General features: G+C 35.2%; 15 protein-coding genes. 8 read left to right on the top strand and 7 right to left on the bottom strand.

The annotated features are described in order from the left end of the window. Positions 1–44 precede the first annotated feature (44 nt). The 3 genes from B0A80_RS20270 to B0A80_RS20260 form a co-directional block, all read right to left on the bottom strand. Positions 45–737 carry an aspartate/glutamate racemase family protein gene (locus tag B0A80_RS20270; protein ID WP_089078466.1) on the bottom strand — a complete coding sequence of 231 codons (693 nt, stop codon included), beginning with the start codon at positions 735–737 and terminating at the stop codon, positions 45–47. A 14-nt stretch (positions 738–751) separates the two neighbouring features. After that, positions 752–988 (bottom strand): hypothetical protein, encoded by a 237-nt coding sequence (locus B0A80_RS20265; protein WP_017498385.1) that lies wholly within the window; start codon positions 986–988, stop codon positions 752–754. A 228-nt stretch (positions 989–1,216) separates the two neighbouring features. Continuing rightward, entirely contained in the window at positions 1,217–2,374 is a 1,158-nt protein-coding gene (locus B0A80_RS20260) for a THUMP domain-containing class I SAM-dependent RNA methyltransferase (protein ID WP_017498386.1), read from the bottom strand. A gap of 168 nt (positions 2,375–2,542) precedes the next feature. Here B0A80_RS20260 and B0A80_RS20255 point away from each other — a divergent pair, with 168 nt between their 5' ends. Further along, complete coding sequence (locus B0A80_RS20255; RefSeq protein WP_089078465.1) at positions 2,543–3,307, top strand: class I SAM-dependent methyltransferase; 765 nt, start codon at positions 2,543–2,545, stop codon at positions 3,305–3,307. Between the two features lie 89 nt (positions 3,308–3,396). Continuing rightward, complete coding sequence (locus tag B0A80_RS20250) at positions 3,397–4,065, top strand: ZIP family metal transporter (RefSeq protein ID WP_089078464.1); 669 nt, start codon at positions 3,397–3,399, stop codon at positions 4,063–4,065. A gap of 81 nt (positions 4,066–4,146) precedes the next feature. Here the strand turns inward: B0A80_RS20250 and B0A80_RS20245 are convergent, their stop codons facing one another. Beyond that, the gene (locus B0A80_RS20245; protein ID WP_089078463.1) at positions 4,147–6,534 is read right to left on the bottom strand and encodes an outer membrane beta-barrel family protein; all 2,388 of its coding nucleotides are present in this window, start codon (positions 6,532–6,534) and stop codon (positions 4,147–4,149) included. Positions 6,535–6,688: 154 nt separating this feature from the next. Further along, positions 6,689–7,834: a helix-turn-helix domain-containing protein gene (locus B0A80_RS20240; RefSeq protein WP_017498390.1), complete on the bottom strand. Its 1,146-nt coding sequence runs from the start codon at positions 7,832–7,834 to the stop codon at positions 6,689–6,691. A gap of 183 nt (positions 7,835–8,017) precedes the next feature. Between B0A80_RS20240 and murQ the strand changes: the two genes are divergently transcribed. From murQ to B0A80_RS20210, 6 genes are all read left to right on the top strand, one after another. Next, complete coding sequence (gene murQ, locus B0A80_RS20235; RefSeq protein WP_089078462.1) at positions 8,018–8,830, top strand: N-acetylmuramic acid 6-phosphate etherase; 813 nt, start codon at positions 8,018–8,020, stop codon at positions 8,828–8,830. 149 nt (positions 8,831–8,979) lie between these two features. Then, positions 8,980–9,201 (top strand): DUF6095 family protein, encoded by a 222-nt coding sequence (locus B0A80_RS20230; RefSeq protein WP_017498392.1) that lies wholly within the window; start codon positions 8,980–8,982, stop codon positions 9,199–9,201. A gap of 45 nt (positions 9,202–9,246) precedes the next feature. Next, entirely contained in the window at positions 9,247–9,819 is a 573-nt protein-coding gene (locus tag B0A80_RS20225; protein ID WP_089078461.1) for a pentapeptide repeat-containing protein, read from the top strand. A gap of 63 nt (positions 9,820–9,882) precedes the next feature. Beyond that, on the top strand, positions 9,883–10,458 hold the full coding sequence (locus B0A80_RS20220) for a DUF1572 domain-containing protein (RefSeq protein ID WP_070906749.1): 576 nt from the start codon (positions 9,883–9,885) through the stop codon (positions 10,456–10,458). A gap of 318 nt (positions 10,459–10,776) precedes the next feature. Then, positions 10,777–11,148 (top strand): DNA topoisomerase IV, encoded by a 372-nt coding sequence (locus tag B0A80_RS20215; protein ID WP_070907134.1) that lies wholly within the window; start codon positions 10,777–10,779, stop codon positions 11,146–11,148. 34 nt (positions 11,149–11,182) lie between these two features. Further along, on the top strand, positions 11,183–11,962 hold the full coding sequence (locus B0A80_RS20210; RefSeq protein ID WP_089078460.1) for a TerC family protein: 780 nt from the start codon (positions 11,183–11,185) through the stop codon (positions 11,960–11,962). 554 nt (positions 11,963–12,516) lie between these two features. Here the strand turns inward: B0A80_RS20210 and B0A80_RS20205 are convergent. Continuing rightward, complete coding sequence (locus B0A80_RS20205) at positions 12,517–15,234, bottom strand: DNA gyrase/topoisomerase IV subunit A (protein ID WP_017498399.1); 2,718 nt, start codon at positions 15,232–15,234, stop codon at positions 12,517–12,519. An 81-nt stretch (positions 15,235–15,315) separates the two neighbouring features. After that, a partial coding sequence (locus B0A80_RS20900; RefSeq protein WP_165769303.1) for a hypothetical protein occupies positions 15,316–16,135 on the bottom strand: 820 nt, incomplete at its 5' end.

Genomic DNA, 16,135 nt, shown 5'->3' with positions numbered 1-16,135 from the left:
TTTGGAGTTTTTCTTTTTTAATAATTGGGATTTTTTCTAACTTTTTATGACAATTGAAACTGAACAGCTGCCATAGAATGAATTAAAGTGGTATCAAAAACCGGAACAGCAACATCTTCTGGTTTTATCACTAAAGGAATTTCGGTACAGCCTAAAATAATCCCCTCAGCGCCTTCTTTTATCAATTGATCGGCAATTTCTAAATATCGTTTTTTAGTTGCCTCCGTTACCAAACCTCTTCCTAATTCTTCAAAGATTGTGGTGTGCATAAAATCGCGGTCGGCATCATTTTTAGGGATGATAGTCTCAATTCCTTTTTCAGCTAATTTATCTTTAAAAAAATCAAGTTCCATGGTAAATTTTGTTCCCATCAAACCTACTTTTTTCACCTCTTTCTTCTGAATCGCCAATGCAGTTTCAGTCGCAATGTGAATAATGGGCAAATCAATTGCCTTCTCAAGTCGGTCAGCAATCAAATGCATGGTATTCGCACACAAAACAATAGCTTCTGCCCCGCCCTGCTTAAGAAACTGACACCCTTTTAGAAGCAAATTAAAAGTTGCATCCCAATCATTGGCATCGTTATTCTTTTTAATATCGGCATAATTGAAAGAATAAATCAGACACTCTGAGAAATTAAGCCCTCCCAGCTCCTTATTAATTCCCTCATTTATAAGTTTGTAATAATCTGCTGTAGAAACCCAGCTAATTCCGCCGATAAGTCCAATTATCCTCATATACAATCCATTAATTATCCAATTTCTCTAATTCCTTTTATAAAAATCCATTTCATAAAAAGCTTTTCTCCATCTTTAGTCTTTACGGACTGAAATTTAGGCGAAATCAATGTAGCGACAATAAAAGCGGTCATTGGAATCCAAAATCCCGTTAATCCGGTATAAGAAGCTACTAAAAATCTCCCTAAAATAAATAGAATCGCGAAACATCCTAATTGGTATAAAAAAGCTCTTACTTGTAGTTTTGTCATTTTTCTTTAAGTTGCTAAGGTTCTGAGGAGCTAAGGTTCTAAGATTATACTTTGTAGATTCCTTTGTCCTTTTTTTTAAACCTTAAAATTATTATTATTTTTTGAGACGCTAAGACTCTAAGATTCTGAGGTTTCTTTTAGTACTCAATATTGAAGTACTAAAATATTACAAAATAAATTTCACAAACCAAATCTCTTAGCATCTTAGAAACTTAGTACCTTAGAGTTTTAGACCTGAAATTTCGTTCTCTTACTTCCCTCGTACATCTCGTATTTTACCAGACGTGCTTCAAGACTTCCGTTGAAAAGTTTAATTTTTCGGGATGGTTTTAAACCTACGAATTTCAGAGCTTCAAGATTGGCCGTAATAAACCAGGCGTTTGTACCCGGGTAGCTTTTCTTTAGAGTATCTCCGATATTTTTGTAGAATTCTTCCATGTGAATATCCAGACGTTCATCGTAAGGCGGATTGAAAACCATATGCAACTTTCCTTCTACTGCTTTTTCAGTATCAAAAAAGTTATCCTCACTTACCGTAACATAATCTTCCAAATTGGCGTTTCGGATATTATCTTTGGCTTTATTTACAGCACTTGGCGCTTTATCAAACCCTTTTATAGTGTAATGAAATTCTTTTGTTTTTTTCATCAGGCTGTTTACAATCTGATCAAAAAGATCGTTATCCCAATCTTTCCATTTTTCGAATGCAAACTCTTTACGATTAATATTCGCCGGAATATTGCAGGCAATCATAGCGGCCTCTGCCAGAAAAGTTCCGGAACCACACATTGGATCTACAAAATGACTCTGTCCTTCCCATCCTGATAACAATAGGACTCCAGCAGCCAAAACTTCGTTGATTGGCGCAATATTCGTTGCAGTTCGATAACCACGCTGATGCAGTGAATTCCCTGAAGTATCCAACGCAACGGAAACCTGATCTTTATCGATATGTACATTAATTCTTAAATCCGGAAAAGCTTTATCGATACTCGGACGCTGTCCTGTTCTTTCTCTAAACTGATCTACGATAGCATCTTTACATTTTTGAGAAACAAATTCAGAGTGGTTGAAATAAGTGGAATGTACGGTCGCATCAATCACAAAAGTCTGATTGGCATTTAATAACTTAGACCAGTTTACACCCGAAATTCCTTTGTACAGTGCCTGTTCATTATTAGCCCTGAACGAATAAATAGGTTTTAGAACTTTAAGTGCAGTACGAAGCGATAAATTAGCTTTGTACATGAAACCTTTATCTCCTTTAAAGCTTACCATTCGCACTCCTTTTTCGACATCCTGAGCACCAAGAGTGCGCAATTCATTCTCTAATATTTCTTCAAAACCAAAAAAACATTTGGCTATCATTCTAAAATTTTCTTCCATCTTTATTTTTGAATTATTTCAAATGTACTGCTGTTGATCTCTGCATCTGCATATCCGTACACCTGCTGCATTTCCGCAAGGATTCATAGAGGTATCGTTGCGAAATAGTTATTTTTCGGCAAAAATACATTAAATTTGCCGGACTTTGAATTAATTGAAATAGAATAAATGTCTGAAGCAGCAAACTCATCCTCACCAAATCAGGAACGTAATACCGAAAATTGGTTTACTTCATGGTTTGACACTCCATATTACCATATTCTTTATAAAGACCGAAATTATCGCGAAGCTCAAATTTTCATGGACAATTTGACCCATTATCTGAATTTGCCTGAAAAAGCGAAAGTACTTGATCTGGCTTGCGGAAAAGGACGTCACTCTATCTACTTAAATCAATTGGGATTTAATGTTTTAGGTGCCGATTTGTCTGAAAACAGTATTACGGAAGCTACAAAAAACAGTAACGAAACACTGCATTTTAAAGTGCACGATATGCGTGAACCTTTTGAAGAAAAGTTTGATGCCATCTTTAATTTATTTACCAGTTTTGGATATTTTGAAAGTGACGACGATAATTTAACTACCCTTAAGGCCATTAAAGAAAGTTTATCTGAATATGGTTTTGCGGTAATCGACTTTATGAACGTTACTCAGGTTATCGAAACTTTGGTACCTGAAGAAGTAAAAAGTGTGGACGGAATCGATTTTAAAATCAAAAGATATGTCGAGGACGGGCATATTTTTAAAGAAATAGATTTTGAGGATCAGGGACAAAATTACCATTTCACAGAAAAAGTAAAAGCCTTAACTTTAAAAGATTTTGAAGAACTAATGGCAGAAGCCGGAATTTTCCTGTTGGATATTTTTGGAGATTATAAACTCAAAAAATTCCACAAAACTGAAAGCGAACGATTAATCATGATTTTTAAATAAAGCTGGGCAATCGTTTAGTTGTTTAACTGTTTAATCGCTAAACAAAAACAATTAAACGGTTAAACAAATCAACGGTTAAACCATAAAAAATGAATTATCTACTCCCCTTATTCTCTGTACTTTTAGGTTATATGGTGGCTTTGTTTTTAAAACCAAAGAGCAAAACCAATCTAAAGCTGCTGCTTGCGTTTAGCGGTTCATTTTTATTGTCCTTAACCGTAATGCACCTGTTACCGGAAGTTTATGAAACACATAAGCACAATATTGGTATCTTCATCATGCTTGGAATTTTATTCCAGATTATACTGGAGTTTTTCTCTAAGGGAGCCGAGCACGGGCACGTTCATGGACACGCTAAGATGTCACAGATTCCGTGGCTGCTCTTTACCAGCTTGTGTATTCATGCTTTTCTGGAAGGTTTTCCGGTAAGCCATCATCATGGTCTGGCTCTTGGAATTGCTATTCATCATTTACCAATTGCCGTAATTCTGACCACCTTTTTTATCAATGCAGAGCTGAATAAAAAAGCCATTTTTGCTTTCATGCTTACATTCGCAGTTATGACCCCATTGGGTACCGTTGCCTCTGAATATTTACCGATTCTAAGCAAATATTACACTGAAATTACAGCCATCGTTATCGGAATTCTGTTTCACATTTCCTCAACCATTATTTTCGAAAGCAGCGAAGGACATAAATTCAATGTTGCCAAAGTCTCTATGATTGTTTTGGGGATTCTTTTGGCCTTTATATTGTAGTTTGGAAACCCGGGAAGCAGAAAACTTTCTTCTCTGCTTCTCACATCTCACTTTTTACATCTCACATCTCACCTTATAAACCTAATTCCCCGTTCTGTTTTTCTCCTCCTGATTTCCAAAATCACGCTGTTTCACGTTTATTTTTTTGTTTCCAAAATTATAAATAACAGATAACCGTAAAAATCGGTTTGAAAAATTCTGGCTGTATACCTGCTTTACACCATTTACAACCGAAACTAAATCTTTTAAATAAGAAGTATTAAAAACATCATTGGCCAGAAAAGCAATCTGAAGGGATTTATTCAGCATATCCTGTTTAAAACCAATATCAAAACTAGACATATACCCCGTTTTGTATAAACCGCTTCGGGAAGGTGTATTGTAATTAAAATCAATTTGAAGTTTAGAATTTTTACCTACTGAAAAGGTATTGTTGGTCGAAAAATTGATTTCCAGACTATTTGACGGTGTAGCATTAATAGCTGTAATAAACTTCGTTTTCGATCCTAAAAAGTACAAGGTATTTTCACTTTGCCACCAGTCTGCAAAACTAGCCGAATAACTTTCTCCAACCCCATACTTTAGATCTCTGAAATAATTCTCTCTGGTCACAATTTGCATATTGGTTTCGGGAATTGAGGTAAAAATCACACCATAACCGTCATTGATCACATTCAAGAAAACATTGGTTCGCAAAACTCCTTTATACAAATGACTAAACTCAAAATTATCACTAAAAGAAGGTCTTAAAAACGGATTTCCTTCAGAATAACTGTTGCTGTTAATGTAGTTGCGAAATGGATTCAGCAAATCAAACTGAGGTCGGCTGATTCTTTTTCCATAATTAAAACCGAAATTATTACGGTCATTTTCTTTGTATGAAACATAAACCGTAGGAAATAATCTCAAATAATTATTTTTTGTTTCCTCGTTTAAGGTTTCTGAAAAACCACTCGTTTGAGTATTTTCAAGGCGTAATCCCAATTGAAGATTCCATTTCTCACTGATTTTTTTATCTCCGTTAACGTACACTGCCTGATTGTTCTCCGTATACCTGAATCGGTTGGACTGATTAGGATCCAATTCCGGTCTTCCTGTAATCGTGTTGTAGTAAAGTACATAACTCTTACTGTTTGTAAAACTCATTTTTGTACCATATGACAAATTGAATGCTGTAAGCGGATGTTCTATATCTGCCTTAAAGCTCCAGTTATCAATATCCTGATCGGAAATATTTCTTGCCGACTGGTTAATACCTGCAAATGAATGATCCGGTCTGTAATTGTAGGCGATTGCATTTCGGTCGAATTTTGAATTGTAATTAAAATAATCCACATCAAAAGACAGTTTTCTGCCTAAAGAATCCAATTTTGCAATCAAATGCCCGTGATAAGTTTGGTTACCGGACTGTTTATCCACAAAACTATTGTTCAGAATATAATTGTCCAGTTCATTTTTAGCATTGTAATTATTAATTCTGATATCCGATTTAAAATCCGGATTACTTCTGTCTTTTAAAACCTGAAAACCTATGGTTATACGATCTGAAAAATCATAATCCAAAGCTAATTTTCCTGACAAACTTTCATCGGTAAATTTTGTATTGATAATCATCTCAGAAAGTCCGTCAGGGAAATACATATCGAGAAACTCATCGGCATATTTATGTCCTTTCTTTCCATTAATACTGGCAGAAAACCTAAACTTATTTTTGTTGTAAAAGAAATTATCTCTTAAAGTCAAAGCCCCGTATTTATTCTGATCATAAGTTGCTGTGGAAGTATTTTTCCAGGAATTTCGGGTACCTTTTTTCAATACAATATTAATAAGCCCTCCCGTTCCTTCGGCTTCGTATTTTGCTGGAGGCGTACTGATAATCTCAATGTTTTTAATATCTGCCGCCGATATCGATTTTAAATAGTTGTTTAGTTCTTCTCCTGTTAACTCAACGATACGTCCGTCAATCATCACACGGGAAGTCCCTTTTCCTAATATACTGATCGTCTCTTTTTGAACCACAACGCCAGGTGCGGTATTGATGGCGCTTAAAGCATCTCCACCCACATTTGTGACATTATTTTCGAGATTGTACACCAAACGATCTGTTTTTTGCTCGATGGTATTCTTTCTAGTTTTAATTACTACTTCTCCCAGCTGAGTAGTATTCTCTTTCAAAACTATGGTTTCTAAATCGGTATCTTTTTTAATGGTAATCTGCTTTTCGTAGTCTACAAATCCCAGCAGACTTATTCCGATTTTATAAAAGCCTTCTTTTAAATTAAGTTCAAAAGAACCGTCCGGCTTACTGGTTGTTCCTTCTATAATTTTTCCTTCTGAATTGAATACGGAAACATCTGCCCATTCTAATGCAGTTGTTTCACTGGCTATTTTCCCTTTTAATTTTGCAGTTGTTTGTGCTAAACCTAACATCGGTAATACTAAAATAATAAGGAGGTAAACTTTTTTCATGATTTCTGGTTTTAACTTGTTCGATTAATTATGAAGCAAAGTTGTTGCAGAAATTTTCGGAATTCGACCGACAAAAAAAAGTCGAACTCATTTTCTCAACAAAAATGAGTTCGACTTTTTTCGTCACGAAGTAGTACTTTATGCAAAGCCTTTATTATGAGGCGTTCCGAAAAGCTGTAGGCGTTAGATTTGTATATTTTTTAAAAGAGGTATTAAAAGAAGATTTGGAATTAAAACCTACTTCATACAAAATTTCCAAAACTGTGAGCTGACTTTTGGACTGATCTTTCAGTATATTCATTGCTTTTTGAATACGATATTCATTCACAAAATCAAAGAAATGCTGATCGATATGATGATTGATTAAAACCGATAAATCCCGAACCGGAATATTGATTTGATTCGAAAGTTCCTGAATGGTAAGCGACGGATCCAGAAAAGGTTCTTTTTCGGTCATATAAAGCTTCAATGTCGCAATTTGATCTGAAATCACTTCATTTTGATGCTCCTTTTCTCCTACATTATTATTCTGTTTAGGAAGAATATCTTTGGCCAATTGCAGTTTAGAATCGATACCACGAAAAAGATCCGGATGATTCAGGGCTTTTAATACAAACCAGCAGGTTATTACCAAAACCATAAACTGTAATATTACATTAGACCAAATCCATAACGAATCATAATTCACATATCTTAAAGCATTCTTAATGATACATAAATAATACAAAACAAAGAATATAGCCGCTATCTGAAGCAGCCATTTAAAAACAGAACTTCTGGGATTGGTATAATTTTCCTCATATATTGCTTTGTATTTTTTTAAGACCAAAGCTACTCCAATGCTGTAAAATACAATTTGCAAGGCCAAAGCGAGAAACAAAAAGAACATCTCCGGCGACTGATCACGCTGGTTGTAAAACACTATTTTTTCGGCGTTCGTTAAAAAGTAAAGCCTGAACATATAAAACACATTCAGGAGTACAAATGGAATTGCGTGTAGTAAATGTTTCGATCTCAATCTAAAATCTGTGAAACAAACGGACAAAACGTACAGATAGAAAAAAGGCAAAACCAGAGAACAAGCCGTCCATCTGAAAAATTCTAAATTAAAATGGGCTTTTATAAACTCATCATCAATAAAAATACCGCTGTTATCAAGGGCAAAAAATATTAGATAGAAAGCAAACAGTCGGTTTGTCAATTTATTCTTTGTTTGCACTGTGAGTAAAAAGAAGGCCAGTAAAAAAGAAACAAAGACTGATATTTTTGCGATACTCGTTAAAAAGCTAATTATATCCATTCCAAATTTTTAATTATTTAACAAATATAATGTTTTAGTTGCTTTAATAAAGGCTCAACAGAGCAATCATTTCATCAGAAATTACAACAAAAAAATATTCTAAATCTTCACGACTTTACGTTCCAAATTTCGGGATTGCAAGAAAAAAGATTAATTTTGACCCAGTTCAATTAACACGAAAAAATGACCTTTACAAAAACTACAGAACAGTCCTCAAAATACGAACATTTAGAAAAAATGTCGGTTCATGAACTTCTGGTTAACATCAATCAGGAAGACAAAACTGTTCCTGATGCAGTCGAAAAAGCGATTCCGCAAATTGAAACTTTAGTAGCACAGGTAGTTTCTAAATTAAAATTAGGCGGTCGATTATTTTATATCGGTGCGGGAACATCCGGACGCTTAGGTGTTGTTGATGCTTCAGAATGTCCTCCAACTTTTGGTGTTCCTTTTGATTTAGTAAACGGAATTATTGCCGGTGGTGATACTGCCATTCGTCGTGCCGTAGAAAATGCCGAAGACAATTCAACTCAAGCCTGGATTGATTTACAGGCGAATCATATTGATCAAAACGACGTAGTAATTGGTATCGCGGCTTCAGGAACTACGCCTTATGTGATTGGCGGTTTAGAAAGCTGTAATCAAAACAATATTCTTACGGGCTGTATCACTAACAATGCAGGAAGTCCTTTGGCGCTTACTGCCCAATTTCCGGTTGAAGTGGTTGTAGGTCCGGAATTTATCACCGGAAGCTCCCGAATGAAAGCCGGAACAGCTCAAAAATTAGTGCTCAATATGATTTCAACTGCTGCAATGATTCAGCTTGGAAAAGTAAAAGGCAATAAAATGGTCGATATGCAATTGAGTAACATCAAATTGGTAGATCGCGGTGTAAAAATGATTATGGGAGAAATTCCAGTTTCCTACGAACAAGCCAGTGAATTATTAAAAAAATACGGCAGCGTACGAAATGCTGTGGACAATTATAATCTTTAAGGTGAAATGTTTTTGGTAAGATGTGAGATGTAAAATGTCAGATGTAAATGAGATTATACCAATCTAACCGTAAAGTTCTAAAACCTGAAACCTGAAACTTGAAACTTGAAACATTAAAACCTGAAACTCTCAAAACCTAAAACAAAAAAATGGCAACAAATAAAGAATTATTAGGAAAAGGAATTAAATATTTATCGGGTTCATTGCCTTTATTGTTTATTGGGCCATCGCTAATTTATAACGCTTTTATGAATCAGCATACCAACTGGCATTATCTGGTTTTGGGAATTGGAATTGTGGCTTGTTTAAGCGCTATGTTTTTGATCTTTTACGGATTGAAAATCATTATGAAAGGTTTATTTAACGACTAATTTGTATCCTTCTCGTACTAACTCACGAAAATCCAAAAAACACTCATGGAAAGTCTCATTCACATTCAAAAAACCTTCGAAAAAGTTACTTATATTGACAAGAAAATAAACAATCGGGAGTTTGAAGATTGTGTTTTTAAGAATTGTGATTTCTCGAATAGCAATTTTGCTTACAATAGCTTTTTAGACTGCGAGTTTATCGATTGCAATTTGTCAATGACAAGTTTGTCCGGCACCAGTCTGAAAAATGCTACATTCAAAAATTGCAAGCTTCTTGGAATTGCTTTTAACGAATGTGATGATTTTCTATTCCAGGTTTATTTTGAAGAAAGCACATTAGATTATGCTGTGTTTTCGAACAAAAAAATGCCTAAAACTAAATTTATCAACTGCTCTTTGCGCGAGGTTTCTTTTATAGGATGTAACCTAACCAGTTCTTTGTTTGACAATTGCAATCTCGACGGGGCTATTTTTAACGATACACAACTGGCAGGCGTCGACTTTAGAACTGCCTACAATTATAAAATTGATCCTGAATTTAACCCTATGCGAAAAGCACAATTTTCAACTCAGGGTATTGTAGGGCTATTAGACAAATACGATATCAAAATTGTATAGTTTTTTGCCACGAATCCGTGACAAAAAATAAAAACTTATTTCCGCTAAACCAAATGTATCACTATGAAAGCAACTGATTCCTATTTAGAAAGCGTTAAAAAACAGTTTTTGTACTATAAAATGCTGGGAGAAAAAGCCATTGCACAATTAGAACCCGACCAGCTTTTTGTTACCCTTAATGAAGATACCAACAGCATTGCTACGATTGTAAAACACGTTTCAGGCAATATGCTCTCACGTTGGACCGATTTTTTAACGTCTGATGGCGAAAAAGAATGGCGCAATCGCGATTCGGAATTTGAAAATGATCTGAAATCTAAAGAAGAAGTCCTGCTGATCTGGAACAAAGGCTGGGATTGTTTACTGAATGCCTTAAACAGCTTAAACCCGGAACAACTTTCAGACATCATTTACATCCGAAACGAAGGTCATACCGTTATTGAGGCAATCAACAGACAGTTGGCGCATTATCCTTATCATATCGGACAGATTGTTTTTTATGCCAAACAATTAAAGAAGGGCGACTGGGACAGCTTATCGATTCCAAAAAACAAATCGGGAAATTACAACGCCGAAAAGTTTGCCAAAGAAAAAGAAATCAAGAACTTTACAGATGATGAATTAAAGCGATTGAAATGATAGAATTTCATGCAGATCTTGGCGGATTATACTGGTGGATTCTCATCCGATTCTGCAAAACAAAACTGGCTTCAGAACAAGGTTTTGAAAACAGAAGAAGGAACTTGTTTTTTCTGACTTTTTTAAACTTTTTAGTTCTATTTTTATTTTTATCCTTTTGTTATTATAAATATAAATAATCTTTGTACTTCAAAAAACCTCTAATAAATACTAATGCCCTAGCCCTGATGGAAGCGGCATCCTTTTATGTCTGTCACGGCAGACGGAAAAGATATAGCGTACAGCAGGAATCAGCTCCTTAAAAAAACAAATTACATTATGAAAAAAATTATATTCTTACTTCCATTATTAGGTTTAATGTCATGTTACAACGCGGAACACAACTGCAAAGATTTTAAAAATGGAAAATTCAAATTTGAATTTGAAGTAAATGGTGTCAAAAAAACCACTGTTTTTGAACGTAAAGACAATATCGAAATCGAAACTTTTGAAGGTAAAACAGACACTTCAACCATCAGATGGGTAAGTGATTGTGAATACATTTTACAAAAAAAACATCCTAAAAATATGGCTGAAGAAAAAGCCATCAGCATGAAAATTCTAACCACTTCTAAGGATTCTTATACTTTTGAATTTGGAATGGTGGGTTCTGACCAAAAACAACGTGGTACAGTGGTAAGAGTTGAGTAAATAATCTGTTTAAATGTTTTAAAACACCTTTAGTATGGAAGTTTTTCTAAACCCCGATGCCTGGATTGCCTTACTGACATTGACTTTTCTGGAAATTGTCCTGGGGATCGACAATATTATTTTTATATCCATCGTCACGGGGAAATTACCTGAAGAAGATCGAAAGAAAGCCACCCGAATTGGTTTGTTTTTAGCCATGTTTATGCGCATCGCCCTGTTGATGGGAATTTCGTATCTGATTGCCATGAAAGCAACTCTTTTCAGCATTCACTGGGGCTGGTTCGAAGGAGATTTTACGGGTCAGGCAGTCATCTTGTTTCTGGGCGGTTTGTTCCTGATTTATAAGAGTACTAAAGAAATCAGCGAAAAAGTGGACCATCATGCTGAGGAGGAAAAAACACTTAAAACTGTTGCCAAAAAATCATTCTCGAACGTCATTATGCAAATCCTCCTGATCGATTTGATTTTTTCTGTCGACTCGATTTTAACGGCTGTCGGTATGACAAATGGTGTCCATGGTGCTTTAACAATCATGATTACAGCAGTAGTCATTTCGGTATTGGTTATGATGTTGTTTGCGGTTCCCGTTGGAAATTTTGTCAACAAGAATTCGTCCATTCAAATATTGGGGCTTTCATTTTTGATTCTGATCGGTTTTATGCTGATTACGGAAAGCATGCACTTATCGAATGCAGCACTTGCAGGTGAGCATATTGGAGCGGTACCGAAAGGTTATTTGTACTTCGCCATTTCGTTTTCGCTTGCTGTGGAATTTATCAATATGCGAATCCGAAAAAAACATTCATCACATTAAATGAGTTTCTCTCTTTGGCGTTTAGCTTTCGCCCTTACAGGGCTAAAACAATAACACCTTTTTATTATTCATAGTGCTTTGCACTATGCTATTGCTGAAGCTCTTTCAGAGCTGCCAGTTTACATCAATTTCGTTCCGAAAGTTGGTTCAAAAAGGGCTGAAAGCCCAAGAGCACAAGTATAGCGCAACGCGCTATGAACTAAATTAATGAGGTGTGTTGCCCTGAAAGGGCAAAAGCATTTTTTGATCCCTACACAATCCTATAAAAACTGTTCAACTTCTTATAAGATTTCACACAAAATATGTCTGGAGCTTTTCGTTGCGATCTGGCTTTTGCCCTTTCAGGGCGTAACCCATAATTGTCATCATCATTCATAGTGCTACGCACCATGCTCTTACTGAAGCTCTTTCAGAGCTATTGGTTTTGGTTAATTTCGTTCCGAAAGTTGACTTCTTAACAAAAGAGAAAATTAATTAGAAAAAAAATGATCTTATACACATAAAAAGAAAGAGGAAGTTCCAAAATTTTGAAACTTCCTCTTTTTTATTTTCTATTATTCGAGAACGAGACCTATTTGGCCATCATCATCTAATTCTGTTTCAACAGCGTCATCATCGTCTGCGATTACCCTCTCCGGAACTTCTTCAACCGGTTCTTCATAAGGCAGCGGTTCTAAGAGGTTTACTTGTTTTAGCTTATCACTCGTCAGTTGATTTCCGAGTGCTTTAAAACCTTTTACAGCAATAAAATCTTCAACATCAATATGTAAATCTTCTTTCTGAACTCCTTTTACTTTTGCAAAAACCAATTGGGCTAGCGGACGGTAATCTGTTGATACAATTTCTAATTGTGAGTTCGGGTGATCTGTAATAAAACTTTCTTCTTTACCTTCATTTTCCACAAGGAAACGTTTTAAGAAATAACGTTCTTTTTCTCCATCGTAATAGATTGCCGAAATTGGTTTTTTAGGTTTCCATTTTTCCAAAACAATCATATCTTCCTCAAAATGAGTCGACAATTCCGGAATAATCACCTTCAACTTACCGGCCTGACTTATGATCAGAATTTTATCGCTTGGTTTAAACTCTCCGAGCAATTCTCCTCTGGCATCAACATTTAAACGTTTAACGGTATCATCAAACCATACTTTTCTTGGCAGTAAAGTCGAAATTCCTTTTTCTTTTAATTCTATTTTCTTGATTGGATATTTGGTTACCAAATTTCCTTTTGATCCACGGCCTTTGATGGCCAGTTTAGCAAAATCAATATCGAATTTCAGTTTTTTAATGGTTCCTATTTGACGCAGTAAAATAGTAACGACCTCTGCTTCTCCATTCGGATTATGCGAAAAATAAACCACCTGTGAACCATTTGTTCCGTTAGTCAGATCATACGCTTTATCACGTGTAACTCCGGTAACGTTAAAACGTTTAATATAGGAAGGTCCGGATTTACCATCACGATACATCATGTTGTAAATCGTGCGCTTATCGCTCTTATCAAAAACAGCGACGTGTATAATATCTTTTCCTATAAATGTTTTGGCATCTACTTTTGAAATCATCATTGTACCATCACGCAGGAACACAATTACATCATCGATATCCGAACAATCGGCTACATATTCATCTTTCTTTAAACTGGTTCCTACGAAACCTTCTTCTCTGTTTACAAAAAGTTTTGTGTTGCGCAAGACCACTTTTGTAGCTTCGACATTATCAAAAACACGAAGTTCGGTCTGACGCTCGCGTCCTTTTCCGTATTTCTCTTTTAATTTAGTGAAGTAAGCAATAGCAAAATCCGTTAAATTCTCCAGATTGTACTCTACCTCCTTCATTTCATCTTCTAACTTCGCGATAAAATCATCGGCTTTGTCAGAGTCAAAACGGGTAATACGAATCATCGGTATTTGAGTCAATCGCTGTAAATCTTCATCGTTGATCTCTCTGACGAATGATTTTTTGAACGGCTCAAAACGGTCGTATAAATATTTGTAAAGTGACTCTCTATCTGAATACAATTTGAAGTCAATGTACATTTCTTCTCGAATGAAGATTTTTTCTAAAGTCGAGAAGTGCCATTTATTTTTTAATTCCTCTAACTGAATTTCCAGCTCCTGACGAAGTAAATCAACGGTTCTGTGAGTCGATATTTTCAACATCTCAGAAACTCCGATAAACAACGGCTTATTGTCTTCAATAACACAGCCTAAAGGTGCCACAGAAGTTTCACAAGCTGTAAAAGCAAACAGCGCATCTATGGTTTTATCCGGAGAAACTCCCGGGAAAAGATGAATTAAAATCTCAACATCGGCCGCAGTATTGTCTTCAATTTTCTTGATTTTGATTTTACCTTTTTCGTTGGCTTTCAAAATACTGTCAATTAAACTCGAGGTATTGGTCGAAAACGGAATTTGTGTGATTACCAGTGTATTTTTATCCAACTGAGCAATTTTTGCACGCACACGCACACGTCCGCCACGAAGTCCGTCGTTATAATTAGACACATCGGCAATACCCTGCGTCATAAAATCAGGATACAGCGTAAAAGCTCTTCCTTTTAAGATTTTAATCGAAGCATCAATTAATTCGTTGAAGTTGTGAGGTAAAACTTTTGTTGAAAGTCCTACTGCAATCCCTTCTGCTCCCTGTGCCAAAAGCAACGGGAATTTTACCGGAAGATTGTTCGGTTCTGCACGACGACCATCGTAGGAAACACCCCAATCGGTAATTTTTGGAGAATACAAAACCTCTAAAGCAAATTTAGACAAACGTGCTTCAATGTAACGCGAAGCCGCTGCTCCGTCACCTGTTAAAATATTACCCCAGTTACCCTGACAGTCGATCAATAAATCTTTTTGTCCAATTTGTACCATAGCATCGCCAATACTTGCATCTCCGTGTGGGTGATACTGCATGGTGTGACCAACAACATTGGCAACTTTGTTATAACGACCATCATCCAGCTCTTTCAAAGAGTGCATAATACGACGCTGAACGGGTTTAAATCCGTCCTCGATAGCAGGAACTGCACGTTCCAGAATTACGTACGAAGCATAGTCCAAAAACCAGTCCTTGTACATTCCGGTAACTTTCGTAATTACGTCTTCCCCTTCCTGTTCCTGATTTTCGTAAAAATGCGCTCCTTCAAAATGTTTGGCATCTACATCGATAATTTCATCGTCATCTCCCTCCTGAATGTTATCCAGGTTTTCTTCTGAATTATTCTCGTCGTCACCCGGAATGATGTTATCGTCTTCTTCGTCTTTCATTTATTTATATTCGAAATTATAAATTTTTATTTTTTATTCTGAAAAATTTGATTGTCTAATTAAATCAAAATTAGCTTATTATTAATTCGAATTATACTTATCCAGAATAGTGTTTTTTAAAATATATGGTTTTAATTCTTCATAGCTAATAAAAATATGTGGTTCTCCTCCTGCAAAACCAACTAATTCATAAGGAGCATAAGAAAATGTAATTCCTGTTGGCAAAATATAATAAGTATTAGCAAATGGTATTGTAGATGGCACTGCATCACCATACTCTGATCTTATTCTATTTTCATAAAACTCAATAAATTTTTTATCTTTAATGTTTAGAATTTGAACTATTTCTATTTTTCTTCCAGTACTTACTTCATAATTATCATATGATGTATGATATAAACCGTGTGCTCCACCCATATAGTTGTACCAGTAACCCGAAATTACATAAATATTTGAGTCAATAAAAATAGGCGAACTAGTATATAAGCTTTCTGACATGTAATTATCATCATCACTTACTGACTTTTTAATGCCAAAATTATGTTTCCACTTTTTATGATCTTTTATACTAAGCGAATCTGCATACAAATACTTTAAATTAGAACTTAAAGCTTCAAAACTCTTATCATTTGATAAAATTTCTCCGAAGAAAATATAATCTCTTGATGGCGTATAATCTCTTGCATTACCTTTTTTATAAGCTTCTCTAGTATCAAATAATGTATAATCTATTTTATCATAACACTTATAAGATGGAAATTTTGTACTTGGATAAATTTTATATTTTTTTTTATTGTAGATACATTCTATAAACATTTCCTCACTACCTAAATTGTATAATTTAATATTACAAATAACCTTATCACTTTCGTCTCTATGATAATATACTTCTCCTGTATAG

This window comes from Flavobacterium tructae (assembly GCF_002217475.1).
GTDB lineage: Bacteria > Bacteroidota > Bacteroidia > Flavobacteriales > Flavobacteriaceae > Flavobacterium > Flavobacterium tructae.
This window is presented reverse-complemented; position numbering and strand designations above follow the sequence as displayed.

What these genes read in the sequence shown, in the direction of transcription:
- B0A80_RS20270 (WP_089078466.1), bottom strand. Translation starts at nt 737, where the DNA reads ATGAGGATAATTGGACTTATCGGCGGAATTAGCTGGGTTTCTACAGCA.
- B0A80_RS20265 (WP_017498385.1), bottom strand. Translation starts at nt 988, where the DNA reads ATGACAAAACTACAAGTAAGAGCTTTTTTATACCAATTAGGATGTTTC.
- B0A80_RS20260 (WP_017498386.1), bottom strand. Translation starts at nt 2,374, where the DNA reads ATGGAAGAAAATTTTAGAATGATAGCCAAATGTTTTTTTGGTTTTGAA.
- B0A80_RS20255 (WP_089078465.1), top strand. Translation starts at nt 2,543, where the DNA reads ATGTCTGAAGCAGCAAACTCATCCTCACCAAATCAGGAACGTAATACC.
- B0A80_RS20250 (WP_089078464.1), top strand. Translation starts at nt 3,397, where the DNA reads ATGAATTATCTACTCCCCTTATTCTCTGTACTTTTAGGTTATATGGTG.
- B0A80_RS20245 (WP_089078463.1), bottom strand. Translation starts at nt 6,534, where the DNA reads ATGAAAAAAGTTTACCTCCTTATTATTTTAGTATTACCGATGTTAGGT.
- B0A80_RS20240 (WP_017498390.1), bottom strand. Translation starts at nt 7,834, where the DNA reads ATGGATATAATTAGCTTTTTAACGAGTATCGCAAAAATATCAGTCTTT.
- murQ (WP_089078462.1), top strand. Translation starts at nt 8,018, where the DNA reads ATGACCTTTACAAAAACTACAGAACAGTCCTCAAAATACGAACATTTA.
- B0A80_RS20230 (WP_017498392.1), top strand. Translation starts at nt 8,980, where the DNA reads ATGGCAACAAATAAAGAATTATTAGGAAAAGGAATTAAATATTTATCG.
- B0A80_RS20225 (WP_089078461.1), top strand. Translation starts at nt 9,247, where the DNA reads ATGGAAAGTCTCATTCACATTCAAAAAACCTTCGAAAAAGTTACTTAT.
- B0A80_RS20220 (WP_070906749.1), top strand. Translation starts at nt 9,883, where the DNA reads ATGAAAGCAACTGATTCCTATTTAGAAAGCGTTAAAAAACAGTTTTTG.
- B0A80_RS20215 (WP_070907134.1), top strand. Translation starts at nt 10,777, where the DNA reads ATGAAAAAAATTATATTCTTACTTCCATTATTAGGTTTAATGTCATGT.
- B0A80_RS20210 (WP_089078460.1), top strand. Translation starts at nt 11,183, where the DNA reads ATGGAAGTTTTTCTAAACCCCGATGCCTGGATTGCCTTACTGACATTG.
- B0A80_RS20205 (WP_017498399.1), bottom strand. Translation starts at nt 15,234, where the DNA reads ATGAAAGACGAAGAAGACGATAACATCATTCCGGGTGACGACGAGAAT.